Consider the following 15,752-nt stretch of genomic DNA (forward strand, 5'->3'; position numbering starts at 1 on the left):
AAGCCCCGCGGGCGCGGGCGTCAGGGTTGATTCTTGCGGGCAGCCAGGATTTCCTCGGCCCGCTGCCGGTCGATCACCTCGGTGGGCAAGGTGAGGGTGCGCGCGATCGGTTCTCCGGCCAGAAACTTCAAGGCCTGGCGCAGGCCTTCGTCGCCAGGGGTTTTGTACAGGAAAGTCGCCGACAAAACCCCGTCGCGCACCCAGCGCACGCCTTCCGAGGGAATGCCGTCGATGCCAAGGAAGGCGATGCCCTCGGCCCGGCCCTCGTCGCGCGCCGCCATCCACGCGCCATAGGCCATGGGATCGTTGTGGGCATAAACCAGATCGATCCGGGGTTCCTTGTCCAGGATATCCAGCATGGCCTCGTAGGCCAGATGCTGTTTCCAGTCGCAGTCCACCGGCTGGCCCACGAAGCGGATCCCCGGTTCGCGTTCAACGACCTCGTGAAAGCCGTCGTGGCGATCCTGGCTCGGGCGGGTTTTCATGCCGCCCCAGACCTCGAAAATCATGCCCCGGGCCTTGCCCTCGCCGCCCAGCAGCTGCACGGCGTAGTGCCCGGCCGCCCGCCCGATGGCACGGTTGTCGCCGCCAATGAACTGGGTGATGCGGTCGGTCTCCACGTTGCGGTCGAGGACGAACACCGGGATCCCCGCGTCGGCGGCCTTGATCACCACCGGGGTCAGCTCCGCCGACTCCTTGGGCGAGATCAAGATCGCGTCGACCTTGCGCTTGATGAAGCCTTCCATGTCGGTGACCTGCTGGGCGACGCTGTCGTTGGCGTCGGCCATCAGCACGGTGACCTCGGGATGGCGGGCCGCCTCGGCGCGCAACTCCTCGTTAAACAAAAGGCGCCAGGGTTCAACCGTCGTGGCCTGGGAAAACCCGATCACCGGGCCTTTCCGGGGAGTCGTGGCGTCGCCCTGCGCCAGGGCGCTGCCCGCCAGGGCAATGCCTCCAAGAAGGACCAGAAGGAAAAGCAGGCTGGTCGCCGTCCACACCTTGCTCATGCTGCACCGCCTTCCTTTCGGTCCCAACGGGAAAAACAAGGATCACGACCCATGCGGCGCCCCGGCTTCACCCCCCACCCTCTGGCTATAAGCCATTTCGGTTGCCCGGGGGCGCGTGGTCGGTTTATACCCTGAGGCTAATGTCCTGATCCAGGCTAAAGAGCACGGCAGAGGGGCCAGAAGGTCGAATGTCGATCATAATCCGCACCGTGCCAAGGTATCACCTTTTGGTGGTGCTTGCGTTTCTTTCGGGCCTGGGGACAGGGAGCCTGCCCCCGGCATGGGCCGCTTCGTCTCCTGAGTCGGGCCCGGCCGACGCCTCCCCCTCCGCCCCGGCCTTGAGGATCGCGGTTCAGGATGCCTCGGCCATTGGGGGCCCGGCCGAAAGCCATGGCGCGACCTGGGTGGCGCGGGCTTCCGCCCACCCGACCCCGATGGGCGTGAGTGTGGAGCGGATTCCTTTCGGACACCTTTATGAACGCGAGCTGGCGGCCCTGAATGGCTCGGCACCCCCGTTCGACGTGATTTTCTACGCCCCGGCCTGGGCGGGGGATTTCGCCCCCTACCTGCAGGAAGTGCCTTCGTGGGTGGCCGAGGATGAGTCCTTCGACGACATTCATCCGACCTTTCGCGATCGCCTGATGAAATGGGATGGGCGCTGGCTGTCGGTCACCGTCGATGGCGATCTGTTCAGCGGCTATTACCGGCGCGACCTGTTCGAGGATCCCGACAACCGGCGTGAATTCGCCGCCCGCTACGGCTTCGAGCTGATGCCCCCCACGACCTGGAAGCAATACCGCGCCATCGCGGAATTCTTCACCGGCCGGCCCGGGCCCGATGGCACGCCGCTTTATGGCACCGCCGAGGCTTTTGCCCGGGGCGGGCAACAGTTCTGGACCGCCTTCGCCCGCGCCGCCGCCTACACCAATCCCCCGGGGCAGACCGGGGCCCAGTTCTTCGATCCCGACACCATGAAACCAGAGGTCAACAATCCGGGCTGGGTGCGGGCCATTTCCGATTACGTGGACATCCTGCGGTTCTGCCCGCCCGACGCGGTGCACTACGGCATTGCCGAAAGCCGGAAGGCCTTCATCGAAGGACGCACGGCCCTGACCCTGGACTGGGGCGATACCGGCCCCATGGCCGAAAACACCGCCTTGTCCAGGATCGTGGACAAGGTCGGCTATTTCGTCCTGCCCGGCGCGAGCGAGGTCTGGAACAGCAGGACCCGGGCCTGGGAAACCGTTCCCCATGGGCGCCGGGTGCCTTTCCTGGCGTTTGGAGGCTGGGTGGCGGCGGTCCCGCGCAATGCGCCCCACCCACAAGAAGCCTGGCACTATATCATGTGGTTTTCCAGTGTCGCCAACAGCCTGGCCGACGTACTGGACGGAAGCACGGGCGTAAATCCTTATCGTTATAGCCATTTTTCCGAAATCGATGCCTGGACACGGGTTTTTTCCCGCCGGGCGGCGGCTGATTACCTGGGCGTCATCAAGTCCAGCCTGGATTCCCCGAACGTTGCCCTTGATCTGCGCCTTCCTGGCTTCAACGAATACACCGAAGCCTTCGAGGAACAAATGTCTGGCGTTCTGGCGGGCACGGTGGCGGTTCAACCGGCTCTTGACGCCGTTGCCCAGGCGTGGGACGCCATCACCGAACGCCGGGGGCGCGACTCCCAGCGGGCCTTGTACCGGGCTTCCATGGGGCTTCCGCCGCGCCCCTGACCGGACGCGCTCAAGGGGCCCCCTGGCACGAGGAAGGGCGACGCCTTTTTCATGGCCCCCAAGGCCACGGTTGGACTTTTCCCATGGATCTTCTCCTTCTCGACGACGACGAGACCAACCTGATCATCTATAAAAGCATCGCCCAGCGGACGGGGCAGGATCTGGCCATCGTGTGCGAGACCGATCCCCTGGCGGCCATGGCCCGGTGCGAACGGGCCATGCCCGACATGATCGTTCTGGACTACCTGATGCCCGGCATGGATGGCCTGGAGTTCATCACCCGCATCCGGCGCCGGCCGGAAGGGCACGACATCCCTCTGGTGATGATCACCGCCGCCGGGGAGCGCAGCACCCGGCACAAGGCCCTGGAATGCGGGGCCACCGATTTCCTGGCCAAGCCGGTCGATGCCACCGAAATGCGGGTGCGGCTCAACAACCTGCTGGCCCTGCGGCGCAGCCACCTGCGTCAGATCGACTGGAACCACCGGCTGGCCCAGGAGGTGGAGGCGGCCACCCGGATGATCAGCACCCGCGAGCACGAGTTGATCATCCGTCTGACCAAGGCGGCCGAGTTCCGCGATCCCGAAACCGGCGGCCATATTTTGCGCATGGCCAACTATTCCCACCTGATCGCCCAACGCCTGGGCCTGCCGGCGGACGCGTGCAACCTGATCTTGCGCGCGGCGCCGATGCACGACGTGGGCAAGCTGGGGGTTCCCGACGCCATCTTGCTCAAGCCGGGGCGCCTGACCCCCGACGAGTTCCAGGTGATGAAAAGCCACGCCGCCATGGGCTTTTCCATTCTGGGCGGCAGTGATTCCGACCTGATCCGCCTGGGGGCCGAGATTGCCTTGACCCACCATGAAAAAATGGATGGCACGGGCTACCCCAACGGTCTGACGGGTGACACCATTCCCCTGGCCGGGCGCATCGTGGCGGTGGCCGATGTGTTCGACGCGCTGACCAGCGAGCGGCCCTACAAGCGGGCCTGGACGGTGGAACAGGCCCAACAGTTCCTGCGGGAAGGGTGCGGCACCCACTTCGATCCCACCTGCGTGGCGGCCTTCCTGAAAGCATGGGATGAGGTGGAAATGATCCGCGCCCGCTTCGCCGACGAAGAGCCCCTGCCTTCCTGCGACCTGTTGCAAACCCTGTCGTAACGCCGTCCGCGCCCCTCTTACCCGGAAGTGTCCTCCCCGTCCGGACGCGGGCGCGGGCGCCCGCATGGCCCGTCCGGGCGCGGGCGCCCGCTTGGCCCCGGGCCGGCATGGTAGTTTTTGTGCAAGCACACCCGGCCATCGTCCGCCAGGGTGATTTCGCTCATCCCTTCCACGCGCAAGGGGCGGGAAACGGGGTGGGCGCGCCCAAGCGTGGCTGAAAAACTCCAGCGCACCAGCAAGACGCGCTCGCCTCCCCATGCCCAGGCCCGGACCTGGACGCGTGGCGCCGTCGTCCGGCGGAAAAGCGCCGAAAGCCACGCCTGCACGGCGTCGCGCCCGCACGCATCGGCCCTGGGGTCGCACAACCGCACCTCGTCGCGGGCGACCGAGGCCAGCCGCCCGAGGGTGACGGGGGTCAGGCTGGCCCAGAACGCCAGGTAGGCGTTGGCGCCGGCTTCCAGAACCAGGGCCTGATGCCAGGAGGACGCGGGCGGGGGCGAGGGGGATGACGGGGAGCCGGAGGAGGTCATCGCCCCGGAGTCCGGGACCGGGAGCGGACGAAACGGGACGGCGAAGACAGGGGGATCATGGGGCCTCCGGGAGCGGGGGAACCGGGCCTTGCACTGGATGACGAACGCACAAAAGGCATTCTTTTGTTGTAGTGCCTGAGCGTGCACCGTCCAAAGGATTTAAGGGGAAACCGAAGCGCGGTCGAGAGACTTGCTCTTCCCGGTCGGGATGGGAGAGACTTTTTTAAGGGCTTGGCGCCTAGGATCCGCGAGAACAAACAGATTCTTCGCCCGAATTCTCGACGTCGATCCGCACCGGCCTGAAAGGACACGGCAATGCCTGATGGCGGCAGTTCCTCCCGACACTCCGACCCCCCCGAGGATCTCACCGGCCGCGGGCGTGGACTCAAGTACTTGTTGGGCGAATCGACGAAACGACCTCATGGGACCGAGGACTGGTTTGTCGGTATTCTGGATCATGCACCCGGGTCTCCCCCCTCCGACGACAGGCACGGCGTTCCCGGCGCACCCGCGACCAGTCCCGCCGGCCGCGCCTCCCCGGCCTCCGGAGCTTCTCCCTTGGCACGCGACACGGCCCCTCCCCCCTCCCGTCCGCGCCGGACTCCCCGGCCCGCCGTCCCGCTCAAGGCCTTCGAGGTCCCCAACACCCGCCTTGAGTCCTGGGTGCCCCCTTTGTTTGCCCCCGCGCCGCCCGCGATGACCGGCGGCCAGCCGGGCGACCCCGCGAATGGACGGGCTCCCCGCGCCTCCCTCGGGGACTCCGCGAGCGCGCCGGTCAGACGTGCCAGCTCCGTGCCCGACCCCGCCCCGCCGCCCCGCCAGGAGGAGAGCCCCGACGCCCCGGCCATGACGTCCAAGGCCCCGCCCCCGCGCGCCCGGGTACGAATCAAGGCGCCCGCGCCTGCTTCCTCCTCCCCGCCGATGGATCCGGCCCAGGCGATGGCCCCGGCTCAAGCGATGGCCCCGGCCCAGCCAGCGGCCCCGACCCAGCCAGCGGCCCCGACCCAGCCAGCGGCCCCGGCCCAGCCGGCGGTTCCGGCTCAAGCGATGGCCCCGGCCCAGCCGGCGGCCCCGGCCCAGCCGGCGGCTCCCGAACCGAAGGCGCCCGTCGCCGGGACCGAGCCCCCCCGCGTTGACTATCTGCGTGCCCCGGAGCCCATGCCCGCGCTTTCCAGCCCGATGCCGGCCCGGCGTGCGGAAACCCGTTTTCCCGAACCGGCGCCACGCGTGGATCTCGCCGCGCCCGCGCCGGAAGAAGCCCCGACGCCCGGGGGCGGACCCGATCTTGCCCCTGCCCCCGCCTTGTCCTCCGCCAACGCCTCCCCTCCCCCGCCCGAAAGCCCGAACCCGCCCTTGGCCGGGACGGCGCCCTCCGGGGCTGCCGGGGTGCCGGCCCCGCCGCATGGCTTCGATCCGCTTTTCGACGCGCCATTCGATGACATGCCCGAAGGGGAGCCGGTTCCCGATCACCGCCTGGCCCTGGCCCTGGGCGCCCTGGGGGTGATGGCGGCGGCAACCGTTTCCGCCCTGGTCGCGGCGGGCCGCCTGTCGCTGTAGGCGGGTCGCCTGTCGCTATAGGGGAGTCAGAAAAAAGCGGCGCCCCCTGTTCCCCGGGGCTTCCCGAACGCGGCCGCGTCGGGGCCGTCCTTCCTCCCGGCCATGGATCCGCAAGACGCCCGGATCCGCGCGACCAACGCGTCCAGATCCCGGCCGCGCGGATTTCCCAGGGGAATCCCCGCCTCCTCCAGGGCCCGGGCCACGCGCACCACCGCCGGCGCGGCCAGACCGGCGGCGCCAAGAAGGTTGAAATCCCCCAAGATATCCGCCGGCGGGCCGCAGGCGATCACCCGACCGGCGGCGAACAGCGCCACCTGATCGGCCCAGGCATGGGCCAGGTCCACGTCGTGGGTGGACAGCACCAAGGTGGTGCCCCGCGCGTGCAGGCGGGCCAGGGTTTCCAGCAGCCGGCGTTCGCCCTGGTGATCCAGCCCGGCCGTGGGTTCGTCGAGGATCAGAACCTCGGGCGCCATGGCCAGCGCGCCGGCCAGGGCCACGCGCTTGCGCTGGCCATGCGACAGCAGATGAGGAGGCAACGCCGCCAGGGGCTCCAGGTCCAGGTCGGTCAGGGCGCCGGCAACGCGCCGTTCGATCTCGGCGGCCGCCAGGCCCTGGTTGTGGGGCCCGAAGGCCACGTCCTCGGCCACCGAGGCGGCGAACAGTTGATCATCCGGATCTTGCAAGACAAGCTGAACGCGCTGGCGCCAGGCGCGCAGGGCCGCGCGATCGTAGCCCTGGGGCACGCCGTCCAGGCATACCTCGCCCGCGCGGGGGCGCAAGGCGCCGTTCAGGTGCATCAGCACCGTGGTCTTGCCCGCACCGTTGGGACCAAGAAGGGCCAGGCGCGTGCCCCGGGGCACGCGCAGGGAAACCCCATCAAGGGCGGGAGCCTCCCGGCCCGGGTAGCCAAAAACGAGTCCGTGCGCCTCGATCAGGGCAGCGGCGTGGTCGCTCATGCCAGGAAAAACCTCCAGTCGGAAAGAATCCCGCGCGCGCCGGCGCGGACACGAGAGAGCCGCGCGGGCGCGTGGCCCGGGCCTTACAGAAAACCGCCCCCCCAGGCGACCATCGCCCGGGCCCATCCGGCCAGGGCTCCGGCGCCGCCCAGGGCCAGCCCCTCCGCCAGGGCGGCCAGAACCAGGGGCAGCCCCAGGGCGAGCCCCCATTCGGAAACCCGGGTGGGCGACGAGGCCCAGGGCACGGACGCGGTTTCATCAAGCCCCCGCGCGGCCAGCCCGCCTTCCAGGCGTCGGGCGCGCTCGACGGTGCGCACAAGCAGCCCGCTGGCCAGCCAGGCGAGCGAACGCAACGAACCGCGAAAGCCCTCGTAGCCCAACCGGGCCTGCTGGGCGCGCATCCCCGTGAGCGCGCTGTCGCCCAGCAAAAAGACCATGCGGTAGGTCAGGATCACGAGATCGGCCAGGACCAGGGGCAGGCCCAGCCGGCGCAACATCCCGATGACCTGCGGCAGCGGGGTGGTCAAGGCCAGCAGGGCAAGGCAGGCGGTTCCGGCCAGGGCGCGCACGGCGAGGAAGGCGGCGTTCCACGCCCCTTCCTCCGACCACGCCAGCACAAGCCCCTGATCCCACGCGACCGACACCGCGAGCAGCGGCGCCGACAGGGCCAGGAAGCCCACCGGCGCGGCCATCACCGCCCCCACCACCCGCCCCGGCACGCCAGCCGGGCCCAGGGCAAGGGCCAGGGCGGCGGGCAACGCCACGCCCGCCCCCCAGGGCGCGGGGGCGGCCAGGGCGACGGCCAGCAGACCGACGGCCAGACCCACCTTTCCCCCCGCGCCCCGGCGCGCCCAGCGGCCGGTGTGGGCCGCCAGATCGAAGCGGGTGATCATTCGTCGCGCGCGCGCCCGGAACCTTGCGCCTGCCCCCGACGCAGGCCCAGCACGTAGCCGAGCACGCCGGCGCCCAGGCCCGCCTGGAGCGCGAACAGCAGGCTTTCGATTTCCCCGCTGGGGGGTTCCCACCACGCTTCGGCCCACGGCTGATAGTCGGGGGCGAGTTCGGCGATCACGCCTTCCGCCTCGCCATCGGCGCCCGCGAACTCGGCGGTCTTCAGGCTGGGCATGAACAGGGGGATCAGCAAAATGCCCACGGCCAGGGCCAGGACAAGGCGGGTATCACGCAAAAAGCTCATGGAACGGCTCCCCCTGGCTTAGCGGATCACGGCAAGCTGACGCAGCTCGCCGACGTTGTAGCGCGACAGGCGGTTCATGATCGCAACCGTCAGCAGGCCTTCGACAATGGCGAGCGGCACCTGGGTGACGGCGAACACGCCCAGGAACTTGCCGGCGGCACCCGCCACCCCGCTCACGGGATCCGGGAAAGCCAGGGACAGCTGAAGGGCGGTCACGCAGTAAGTGGCCAGGTCGGCCAGCGCGGCGGCGGCAAACACCGAAAGCTCAAGCGAGGCGCCGATCCCGCGCAAGGAGCGCCACACCAGCCACCCCACCCACGGCCCCGCGATGCCCATGGAAAAAATGTTGGCGCCCAGGGTTGTCAGTCCGCCATGGGCCAGCAACAAGGCCTGGAAAAGCAAAACAATGCTGCACATGAAGGTCATGACCGAGGGCCCGAACAGCACCGTTCCCAGGCCCGCCCCGGTGGGGTGGGAGCAGCTTCCGGTGACCGAGGGCATTTTCAGGGCCGACAGCACAAAGGTAAACGCGCCCGAGGCGGCCAGCAGCAAGCGGGATTCGGGATGCTCGCGCACCGTGCGCACCACCTTGACGGCGCCCACGATCACGAAGGGCGCGGCCGCGGCCGCCCAGGCGGCGGCGTGCAGCGGCGGCAAGTAGCCTTCCATGATATGCATGATAAGGAATTCTCCCTGGCAATCCGGGAGACAAGGGAGAGACGATGGGGGGGGAAAGGCCAGCCGAGCCCCCTGGCCAACGCCGGCCGGGGCCTGATCGATCCCGCTCCACCGGGACACCCCGCCCGGAGGATAAAGCACGGAACGGAAACGGCAGGTCTCCTGACTCGCGGGTCGAGGCAAGGCCGCCAGCCTTCCCGGTCCGGCTTTGGGACCAGTGGCATCAAGGGCGGGCTCGCTCACCGCTTACAGTTGCGGGGGCAGTCGCGGCTTTGGCCCCGGAGGGCCGCACCGACGTTCCCTTTTAATCCCCACCTCCCAAGGGCGGCGGGGAACCTGTTTCCTTAAAACGCGCAGAACGATAGGCACCCGGCCGGCTCGTCGTCAAGCGAAAGACAGGAGCGAAGCGCCCCCGTTTCCCGTCCCCACGGCGCAGGGCAGCCTATTGGTTTTATTACACCGCAACCAGTCGCCTCCTGGCTTTCATCCGGAGGCAACGCCAAAAGCCGGACCTCCCCCCCAACCAGGAAAATTCCCCTCAAGAAGGCGCCCGCGCCACGTCCTCGATCAGGAACTGAACCCCGTCGCGCCCCTGCCAGGTGTCGGCGCGGATCTGCCCCGCCACGTGCACGGGCACGGAGCCGGCGGACAACAAGGCATGGCCGATCTCGGAATCGGCGGCGCGAAACGCCATCCCCTTCAGCGATCCGCCCCCCACGCCCCCGAGGATGCAGCGCACATGCCCGGTTCCCACCACGTCGGCGCGGATCACCCGCACCCCGGGCAGCGCGAACACCGGGTCGGGGTTCCCGGCGCCAAAGGGGCCGGCCTGGTCCAGGGCGCGGACCAGATCGGGCGTGACGCCTTTCACATCCAGAAGGCCATCCAGATCCAGCCGGGATTCCAGCATGTCCTCCCCCTTCTGGGCCAGCAGCCCTTCCCCCAAGAAAGCGCGAAAAGCGGGCAAGGCCGCCTCGGTCACGGTGAAGCCGGCGGCCATGGCATGCCCGCCCCCGGCCTCCAGCAAGCCCGCCTCGCGGGCCGCGATCACCGCGCGCCCCAGGTCAAGGCCGGTCACCGACCGCCCCGACCCCTTGGCCAGGCCTCCTTCCAGGGCGACCACGCACGCCGGCAGGCCGTAGCGTTCCTTCAGGCGGCTGGCCACGATGCCCAGCACGCCCGGGTGCCAGTCGCGCCCGACCACGAACACCAGCGGCACGTCGGCGGGAGGAGCACTTTCGGCCTGCTCGATGGCCTGGGCCAGCACCTCGGCCTCGATATCCTTGCGCGCGGCGTTCCAGGCATCCAGATGGCGGGCCATCTCCAGGCAGGCCACGGGATCGTCGGAGGCCAGCAAGGCCGAGCCCATGCCCGCTTCCCCCACCCGTCCGCCGGCATTGACCCGGGGGCCCAGCAGGAACCCCAGGTGAAAAGCGTTCATGGCCTCGCTCACCCGCGCCACCTCGGCCAGGGCGTTGAGGCCGGGGTTGCCCCGGCGGGCGATCACCTTCAGCCCCTGGCGCACCAGGGCGCGGTTGACCCCGACCAGGGGCACCATGTCGCACACCGTGCCCAGGGCGACCAGATCCAGCAAGGTCATCAAGTCCGGCGGCGCGCGGCCCGCTTTTTCGAACCAGCCGGCGTCCCGCAAGGCCCGGTTGACCCCCACGATCAGCAGGAAGGCAACCCCCACCGCCGCCAGATGGCGGTGCGGGCTGGTTTCATCCAGGCGCTTGGGATTGATGACCGCCAGCGCCTCGGGCAAGGCGGCGCGCGCTTCGTGGTGGTCGCACACGATGATTTCCAGGCCGGCGGCCCGGGCCTCGGCCAGGGGCTCGAAGGCACTGATCCCGCAATCCACCGTGATCACCACCGTGGCCCCGGCCTCTTGCAGGCGCAACAGGGCCGGGGTGTTGGGGCCATAGCCTTCTTCCAGGCGATCGGGAATGTGCACCCGCACCGGCACGCCAAGGTCCCTGAAAAACCGGTGCAACAGCGCGGTCGAGGTGGCGCCGTCCACGTCGTAGTCCCCGAACACGCCCAGGGTCTCGCCCGCCTGCACCACGGCCGCGAGGCGGGCCACCGCCCGGTCCATGTCGCGCAGGTGGGCGGGGTCGGGCAGCAGGGCGCGCAAGGTGGGATCAAGATGGACGGGCGCGCTTTCCACCGTGACGCCGCGCCCGGCCAGGACACGCCCCAGCACCTCGGGCACGCCCAGGCGCTGGCTGATGGCCAGGGCCTGGCGCTCGTCCCCCGGACGGCGCACCCAACGCCGCCCGCCCACCGACCGGGTCACGCCCAGCATCGCCTCGGGGGACTCTCCTTGGGGGGGCGTTCTTGCCTCCGTCATGACGGGCCCCTAAAGCGCGTCGGGGGTGGTTTCGTGGCGGTGCTCGTGGCGGGCATCGTAGCGCGCGTCGTGGCGCAGATCGTGGCGGGTGTCGATCAGGCGAATGGACCGCGTCCGTGAGCGCATCACCAAGGTGCACGAACGCGCGCTGTCGGCATGCAGCCGCACGCCGCGCAGCAAGGCGCCGTCGGTCACCCCGGTGGCGGCGAACATGGCCTCGCCCGGCACCAGATCGTCCATTTCCAGCAGGCGGCCCGGTTCGTGGCCGGCGGCGCGCAAGGCCAGCTTTTCGCTATCCGTGCGCGCCATCAGGCGGCCTTGCATGAAGCCGCCCAGGCACCGCAGCCCGGCGGCGGCCAGCACGCCCTCGGCGGCCCCGCCCGAGCCCAGGTACATGTCCACCCCGGTTTCGGGCAGACCCACGGCGATGACGCCCGACACGTCGCCATCGGAAATCAAGGTAATCCGCGCGCCCACCGCGCGCAGGCGTTCCACCACCGCTTCGTTGCGCGGCCGGTCGAGCACGCACACCAGCAGCGACGACACCGGCACGCCCCGCTGGGCGGCCAGGGCGCGGGCGTTTTCGTCCGCGTCGGCTTCCAGGCTCACGGTCCCCGGTGGCACCCCGGGCCCGACGGCGATTTTTTCCATGTAGATCGGGGGCACGGACAGCAGGCCGCCCTTGGGCGCCAGGGCCATGCAGGCGGTGGCGTTGGGGGCGCCCATGGCGCAGATGGTGCCGCCTTCCAGGGGAGTCACGCCCACGTCGATGGCCGGACCGTTGCCATCGCCCACCGCCTCGCCCAGGCGAAACAGGCCGTCCTCGGGATCGGCCGAGGGTCCCACGGCGATCACGCCGGCCATGGGCACGGCGGTGAGGGCCTCGCGCATGGCCGCGGTCGCGGCCAGATCGGCGGCGCGCTCGTCGCCCCGGCCCATGTGACGGGCGGCGGCGATGGCGGCGGCTTCGGTGACGCGGGCCACGTCCAAGGCCAGGTTGCGGTCAAGGGCGGCGGTCAGGGCGGCATCGTTGCGGAAACTGGCGGGAGCCGACACGGGGGGGAACTCCTTTGCGGGAACACGAAAACCAGGAAACGGCGCCGGTCGGTCTCCCCCCCTTCCGACCTCGCCGGACAGCATACCCGTCCGGTGCCGCCTTGAGTACAACAAAAAGGCTGTAACACACCAAAACCAGGAAACGCGGGGGTCAGGGGGAAGGACTGCCCCCGGGCGCCACCGGGAGCTTCCCGCCCCCTCGCGGCACCACCGTTTCCCCGTTCATGAACCGGATCGCCCCCCGAAGCCGGTTTACAACCGGGCGATCCGGATGACGCGCGGCGGCTCGACCATGGTGGACAAGGTGGCAATCCGCGCGATGGCCCGCTTGAGCACCTCTTCCTCGGTGTCGTGCACGATCATGACCACGGGCACGCACTCGCCGGGATCGCGGCCGTGCTGGAGGATGGATTCCATCGAAACCCGTTCCTCGCGCAGGATGTCGGCCACCTCGGCGAAGACACCGGGGCGGTCCAGCACCATGAGGCGGACATAATAGCGCTCGGGCCGGCTGCCGGGCGTGGCGGCGGTGCCGGCCTGGGTCAGCCCCTCCACCGGAACCCCGAGAACCGGCACCTGGTGCCCGCGCGCGAGATCGACGAGATCGGCGACCACGGCCGAAGCGGTGGGCCCGGCTCCGGCCCCCCGGCCCTGGAACACCGACCGGCCAACGATGTCGCCCTCGGTCACCACCGCGTTGTAGACCCCCTCGACATGAGCCAGCGGGGCATCCAGGGGCACCATGACCGGGGCCACGCGCGCGTCGATGCCATCGCCCAGGCGCTCGCCCGAGGCCAGCAGCTTGATCCGGTAGCCCAGCTCGCCGGCGAACCGGATATCCAGGGCCGATACGTGACGGATGCCCTGCACCGACACCGCCGCCAGGTCCACGGGGGCGCCGAAGGCCAGGCTGACCAGCAAGGCCAGCTTGTGGGCGGCGTCGATCCCGTCGATATCGAAGGTCGGATCGGCCTCGGCGTAGCCCAGGGCCTGGGCCTCGCTCAACACGGATTCGAAATCCCGCCCGGTTTCGCGCATCGTCGTGAGGATGTAATTGCACGTCCCGTTGAGGATGCCCTGAACCGAGCGGATCTCGTTCGCGGCCAGCCCCTCGCGCAGGGCCTTGATGATCGGGATGCCCCCGGCCACCGCCGCTTCGTACAACAGGCCCACGCCCGCGCGCTCGGCCCGGGCCGCCAGCTCGGTGCCGTGGTGGGCGAGCAGCGCCTTGTTGGCCGTCACCACGTGCCGGCCGGCGTCCAGGGCCGCCTCGACCACCTGGCGCGCGGCCCCCTCGGCCCCGCCGATCAGTTCGACGATCACGTCGGCGCCCGAGTCCCGGGCCATGGCCACCGGATCGTCGAACCACGTGTAGGCCGACAAATCCACGCCCCGGTCCCGGGTGCGGTCGCGCGCCGACACGGCGGTGACGACAACGGGACGGCCGGCCCGCCGGGCAATCAAGGTGGCCTGATCGCTCAGCACCCGCAAGGTGCCGGCGCCAACGGTACCCAGCCCGGCAATGGCGACGTGAAGGGCAGCGGATTTATGGGGGTCGTTCATGCGTGGATCCGTCTCGTTTTGTTTCTGGCCGTCAGGCAGCCCCGGAGGACGGCTCGTCCGCCGTCACGGAAGCGCCCGCCGATGCCATGAAGGCCTTGATGTTGCGCACCGCCTGCCGGATGCGATGGCGGTTTTCGACCAGGGCAATCCGCACATGGTCGTCGCCATGCTCGCCGAACCCAACCCCGGGGCTGACCGCGACCTTGGCCTCGGCCATCAGGAGCTTCGAAAAAGCCAGCGAGCCCAGGTGCTCGAACGGCTTGGGGATCGGCGCCCAGGCGAACATGGTCGCGGGCGGCGACGGCACGTCCCACCCGGCTTGCGCCAGCCCCTCGATCAGCACGTCGCGCCGGTTGCGGTACAGCGTGCGGATTTCGTCGACGCAGTCCTGCGGCCCGTTGAGCGCGGCGGTCGCGGCCACCTGAATGGGCGTGAACGCGCCGTAGTCGAGGTACGACTTGATGCGCGTCAGGGCCCCGATCAGATGCCGGTTGCCGGCCGCGAAGCCGATGCGCCAGCCGGGCATGTTGTAGGTCTTGGACAGCGACGTGAATTCAATGCAGATGTCGCGCGCGCCCGGCACCTGCAACACCGACGGCGGCGGTTCGTCGCCAAAGTAAATTTCGGCATAGGCGAGATCGGACAGGATCCAGATCTTATGGAAGCGGCAGAAATCCACCACCTGCCCATAGAAATCCAGATCCGCCACATAGGCCGTGGGGTTCGACGGGAAGTTGAGCAGCACCGCCATCGGCTTGGGCACCGAGTGCTGCACGCCGCGTTCCAGCGCTTCCAGGAACTCAGGGCCGGGGCGGGCCGGGATGTGACGCACCGAGCCGCCCGCGATGATGAAGCCAAAGGCGTGGATCGGGTAGCTGGGATTGGGCGCCAGCACCACGTCGCCGGGGCTGGTGATGGCCTGGGCCAGGTTGGCCAGGCCTTCCTTGGAACCCAGGGTGACGATGCACTCGGTTTCGGGGTCCAGCTCGACATTGAACCGGCGCGCGTAATAGGCGGCCAGGGCCTTGCGCAGTCCGGGAATGCCGCGCGACATCGAATAGCGATGCGCGCGCGGGTTGGCCGCCGCCTCGCACAGCTTGTCGATGATATGCTTGGGCGTGGGCTGATCCGGGTTGCCCATGCCAAGGTCAATGATGTCCTCTCCGGCGGCCCGTGCCTGGGCCTTCATCGCGTTCACTTCGGCGAAGACGTAGGGCGGCAGGCGCTTGATCCGGTAGAACTCTGGGTGCATGGTCCTTGGGTCCATCAGGAAAGGGGTCCCGTTGTACCCCGACGCGCCCTTGCGCGCGAGACCGAAAACGGGACCGGACACGGGAGGCGGGTGGCGGACCGGGCCAGGGCTCCCGCACCCCCGGACCGGAGGACGTCCGGCGGGGGAAGCCGGCGTCAACCTCAGTAATCGAGAAACACTTCAACGCGACGGGTGAATGCCGCGTTTGCGTTTGCCCCGGGCGTGTCGGTGACGGCGCCGGCGAAAATACGATCCGACGGCACCCCGGCCGCGCCCAGGGCCTGGGCCACCGCGTCGGCGCGCTGGGCCGACAGGCGCAGCGAGCCCACGCCCGCCCCCTGGCCGGTGTTTTCCGTGACCCCGGGGCTCGCATGACCCACCACCCGCACGCGCCCGCCATACTGGCGCTGATAGGCGGCGATCTCACGAACCACCCGGCGGTCGTTGCCGTCAAGGGCCGAAGAGCCCTGGGCAAAAAAGATTTCGCCCACCTTGGACGAAACACTCACCCCCGAGCCGTCGTAGGCCGACAAGGCCCGCGCCACCGTGGACGCGCCAGCCGGCCGGGCCCCGGCGGAATCGATGACGATCGGCCCGCCCCCCACGCCCGCGGGCGCGGCGGCCTGGGCCGGCGGCGGGGCGGAAGAAGCCCCAGTGGTGGAAGGCGCCGGAGTGGACGGAGCCGGCGCCGTCGCCTGGCCCACCCGCACCGGCTGGCCGCCCG

At 69.6% G+C, this 15,752-nt stretch carries 14 protein-coding genes and 1 riboswitch; of the genes, 3 read left to right on the plus strand and 11 right to left on the minus strand.

Translation table 11 applies throughout. The annotated features are described in order from the left end of the window. Window positions 1-20: 20 nt before the first annotated feature. Window positions 21-1,007, minus strand: coding sequence for a substrate-binding domain-containing protein (locus tag ROR02_RS06930; RefSeq protein WP_147163291.1), 987 nt, complete (start codon window positions 1,005-1,007; stop codon window positions 21-23). Window positions 1,008-1,195: 188 nt separating this feature from the next. Here ROR02_RS06930 and ROR02_RS06935 point away from each other — a divergent pair, with 188 nt between their 5' ends. Together ROR02_RS06935 and ROR02_RS06940 are read left to right on the plus strand one after the other, a co-directional pair. After that, the gene (locus ROR02_RS06935) at window positions 1,196-2,731 is read left to right on the plus strand and encodes an extracellular solute-binding protein (protein WP_147163292.1); all 1,536 of its coding nucleotides are present in this window, start codon (window positions 1,196-1,198) and stop codon (window positions 2,729-2,731) included. An 83-nt stretch (window positions 2,732-2,814) separates the two neighbouring features. Further along, the gene (locus tag ROR02_RS06940) at window positions 2,815-3,891 is read left to right on the plus strand and encodes an HD-GYP domain-containing protein (protein WP_147163293.1); all 1,077 of its coding nucleotides are present in this window, start codon (window positions 2,815-2,817) and stop codon (window positions 3,889-3,891) included. A gap of 17 nt (window positions 3,892-3,908) precedes the next feature. On the opposite strand, the gene ROR02_RS06945 is transcribed toward ROR02_RS06940, so the two are convergent. Beyond that, entirely contained in the window at window positions 3,909-4,421 is a 513-nt protein-coding gene (locus ROR02_RS06945) for a nuclear transport factor 2 family protein (protein ID WP_147163294.1), read from the minus strand. Between the two features lie 558 nt (window positions 4,422-4,979). Between ROR02_RS06945 and ROR02_RS06950 the strand changes: the two genes are divergently transcribed. Then, window positions 4,980-5,978, plus strand: coding sequence for a hypothetical protein (locus tag ROR02_RS06950; protein ID WP_147163295.1), 999 nt, complete (start codon window positions 4,980-4,982; stop codon window positions 5,976-5,978). Between the two features lie 26 nt (window positions 5,979-6,004). On the opposite strand, the gene ROR02_RS06955 is transcribed toward ROR02_RS06950, so the two are convergent. From ROR02_RS06955 to ROR02_RS06995, 9 genes are all read right to left on the minus strand, one after another. Beyond that, entirely contained in the window at window positions 6,005-6,934 is a 930-nt protein-coding gene (locus tag ROR02_RS06955) for an energy-coupling factor ABC transporter ATP-binding protein (protein WP_147163296.1), read from the minus strand. 83 nt (window positions 6,935-7,017) lie between these two features. Then, window positions 7,018-7,827: a cobalt ECF transporter T component CbiQ gene (gene cbiQ, locus ROR02_RS06960; protein ID WP_147163297.1), complete on the minus strand. Its 810-nt coding sequence runs from the start codon at window positions 7,825-7,827 to the stop codon at window positions 7,018-7,020. After that, window positions 7,824-8,129 (minus strand): energy-coupling factor ABC transporter substrate-binding protein, encoded by a 306-nt coding sequence (locus ROR02_RS06965; RefSeq protein ID WP_147163298.1) that lies wholly within the window; start codon window positions 8,127-8,129, stop codon window positions 7,824-7,826. Before ROR02_RS06965 ends, cbiQ begins: the two co-directional genes overlap by 4 nt. A gap of 18 nt (window positions 8,130-8,147) precedes the next feature. After that, window positions 8,148-8,807 (minus strand): energy-coupling factor ABC transporter permease, encoded by a 660-nt coding sequence (locus ROR02_RS06970; RefSeq protein WP_147163299.1) that lies wholly within the window; start codon window positions 8,805-8,807, stop codon window positions 8,148-8,150. Between the two features lie 135 nt (window positions 8,808-8,942). Further along, a riboswitch (cobalamin riboswitch) is annotated at window positions 8,943-9,163 on the minus strand. Window positions 9,164-9,345: 182 nt separating this feature from the next. Next, the gene (gene recJ / locus ROR02_RS06975) at window positions 9,346-11,157 is read right to left on the minus strand and encodes a single-stranded-DNA-specific exonuclease RecJ (protein ID WP_147163300.1); all 1,812 of its coding nucleotides are present in this window, start codon (window positions 11,155-11,157) and stop codon (window positions 9,346-9,348) included. 9 nt (window positions 11,158-11,166) lie between these two features. Further along, window positions 11,167-12,213 (minus strand): class II fructose-bisphosphatase, encoded by a 1,047-nt coding sequence (gene glpX, locus ROR02_RS06980; protein WP_147163301.1) that lies wholly within the window; start codon window positions 12,211-12,213, stop codon window positions 11,167-11,169. 252 nt (window positions 12,214-12,465) lie between these two features. Next, a complete protein-coding gene (locus ROR02_RS06985) occupies window positions 12,466-13,776 on the minus strand; it encodes a homoserine dehydrogenase (protein ID WP_147163302.1) in 1,311 nt (436 codons plus the stop codon). 31 nt (window positions 13,777-13,807) lie between these two features. After that, on the minus strand, window positions 13,808-15,028 hold the full coding sequence (locus ROR02_RS06990) for an LL-diaminopimelate aminotransferase (RefSeq protein WP_147163303.1): 1,221 nt from the start codon (window positions 15,026-15,028) through the stop codon (window positions 13,808-13,810). 161 nt (window positions 15,029-15,189) lie between these two features. Next, window positions 15,190-15,752, minus strand: a 563-nt coding sequence (locus ROR02_RS06995; RefSeq protein WP_147163304.1) for an OmpA family protein, incomplete at its 5' end; no start/stop codon positions are given.

Origin of the sequence: Pararhodospirillum oryzae, assembly GCF_007992075.1 — a bacterium.
Taxonomy (GTDB): domain Bacteria; phylum Pseudomonadota; class Alphaproteobacteria; order Rhodospirillales; family Rhodospirillaceae; genus Pararhodospirillum; species Pararhodospirillum oryzae.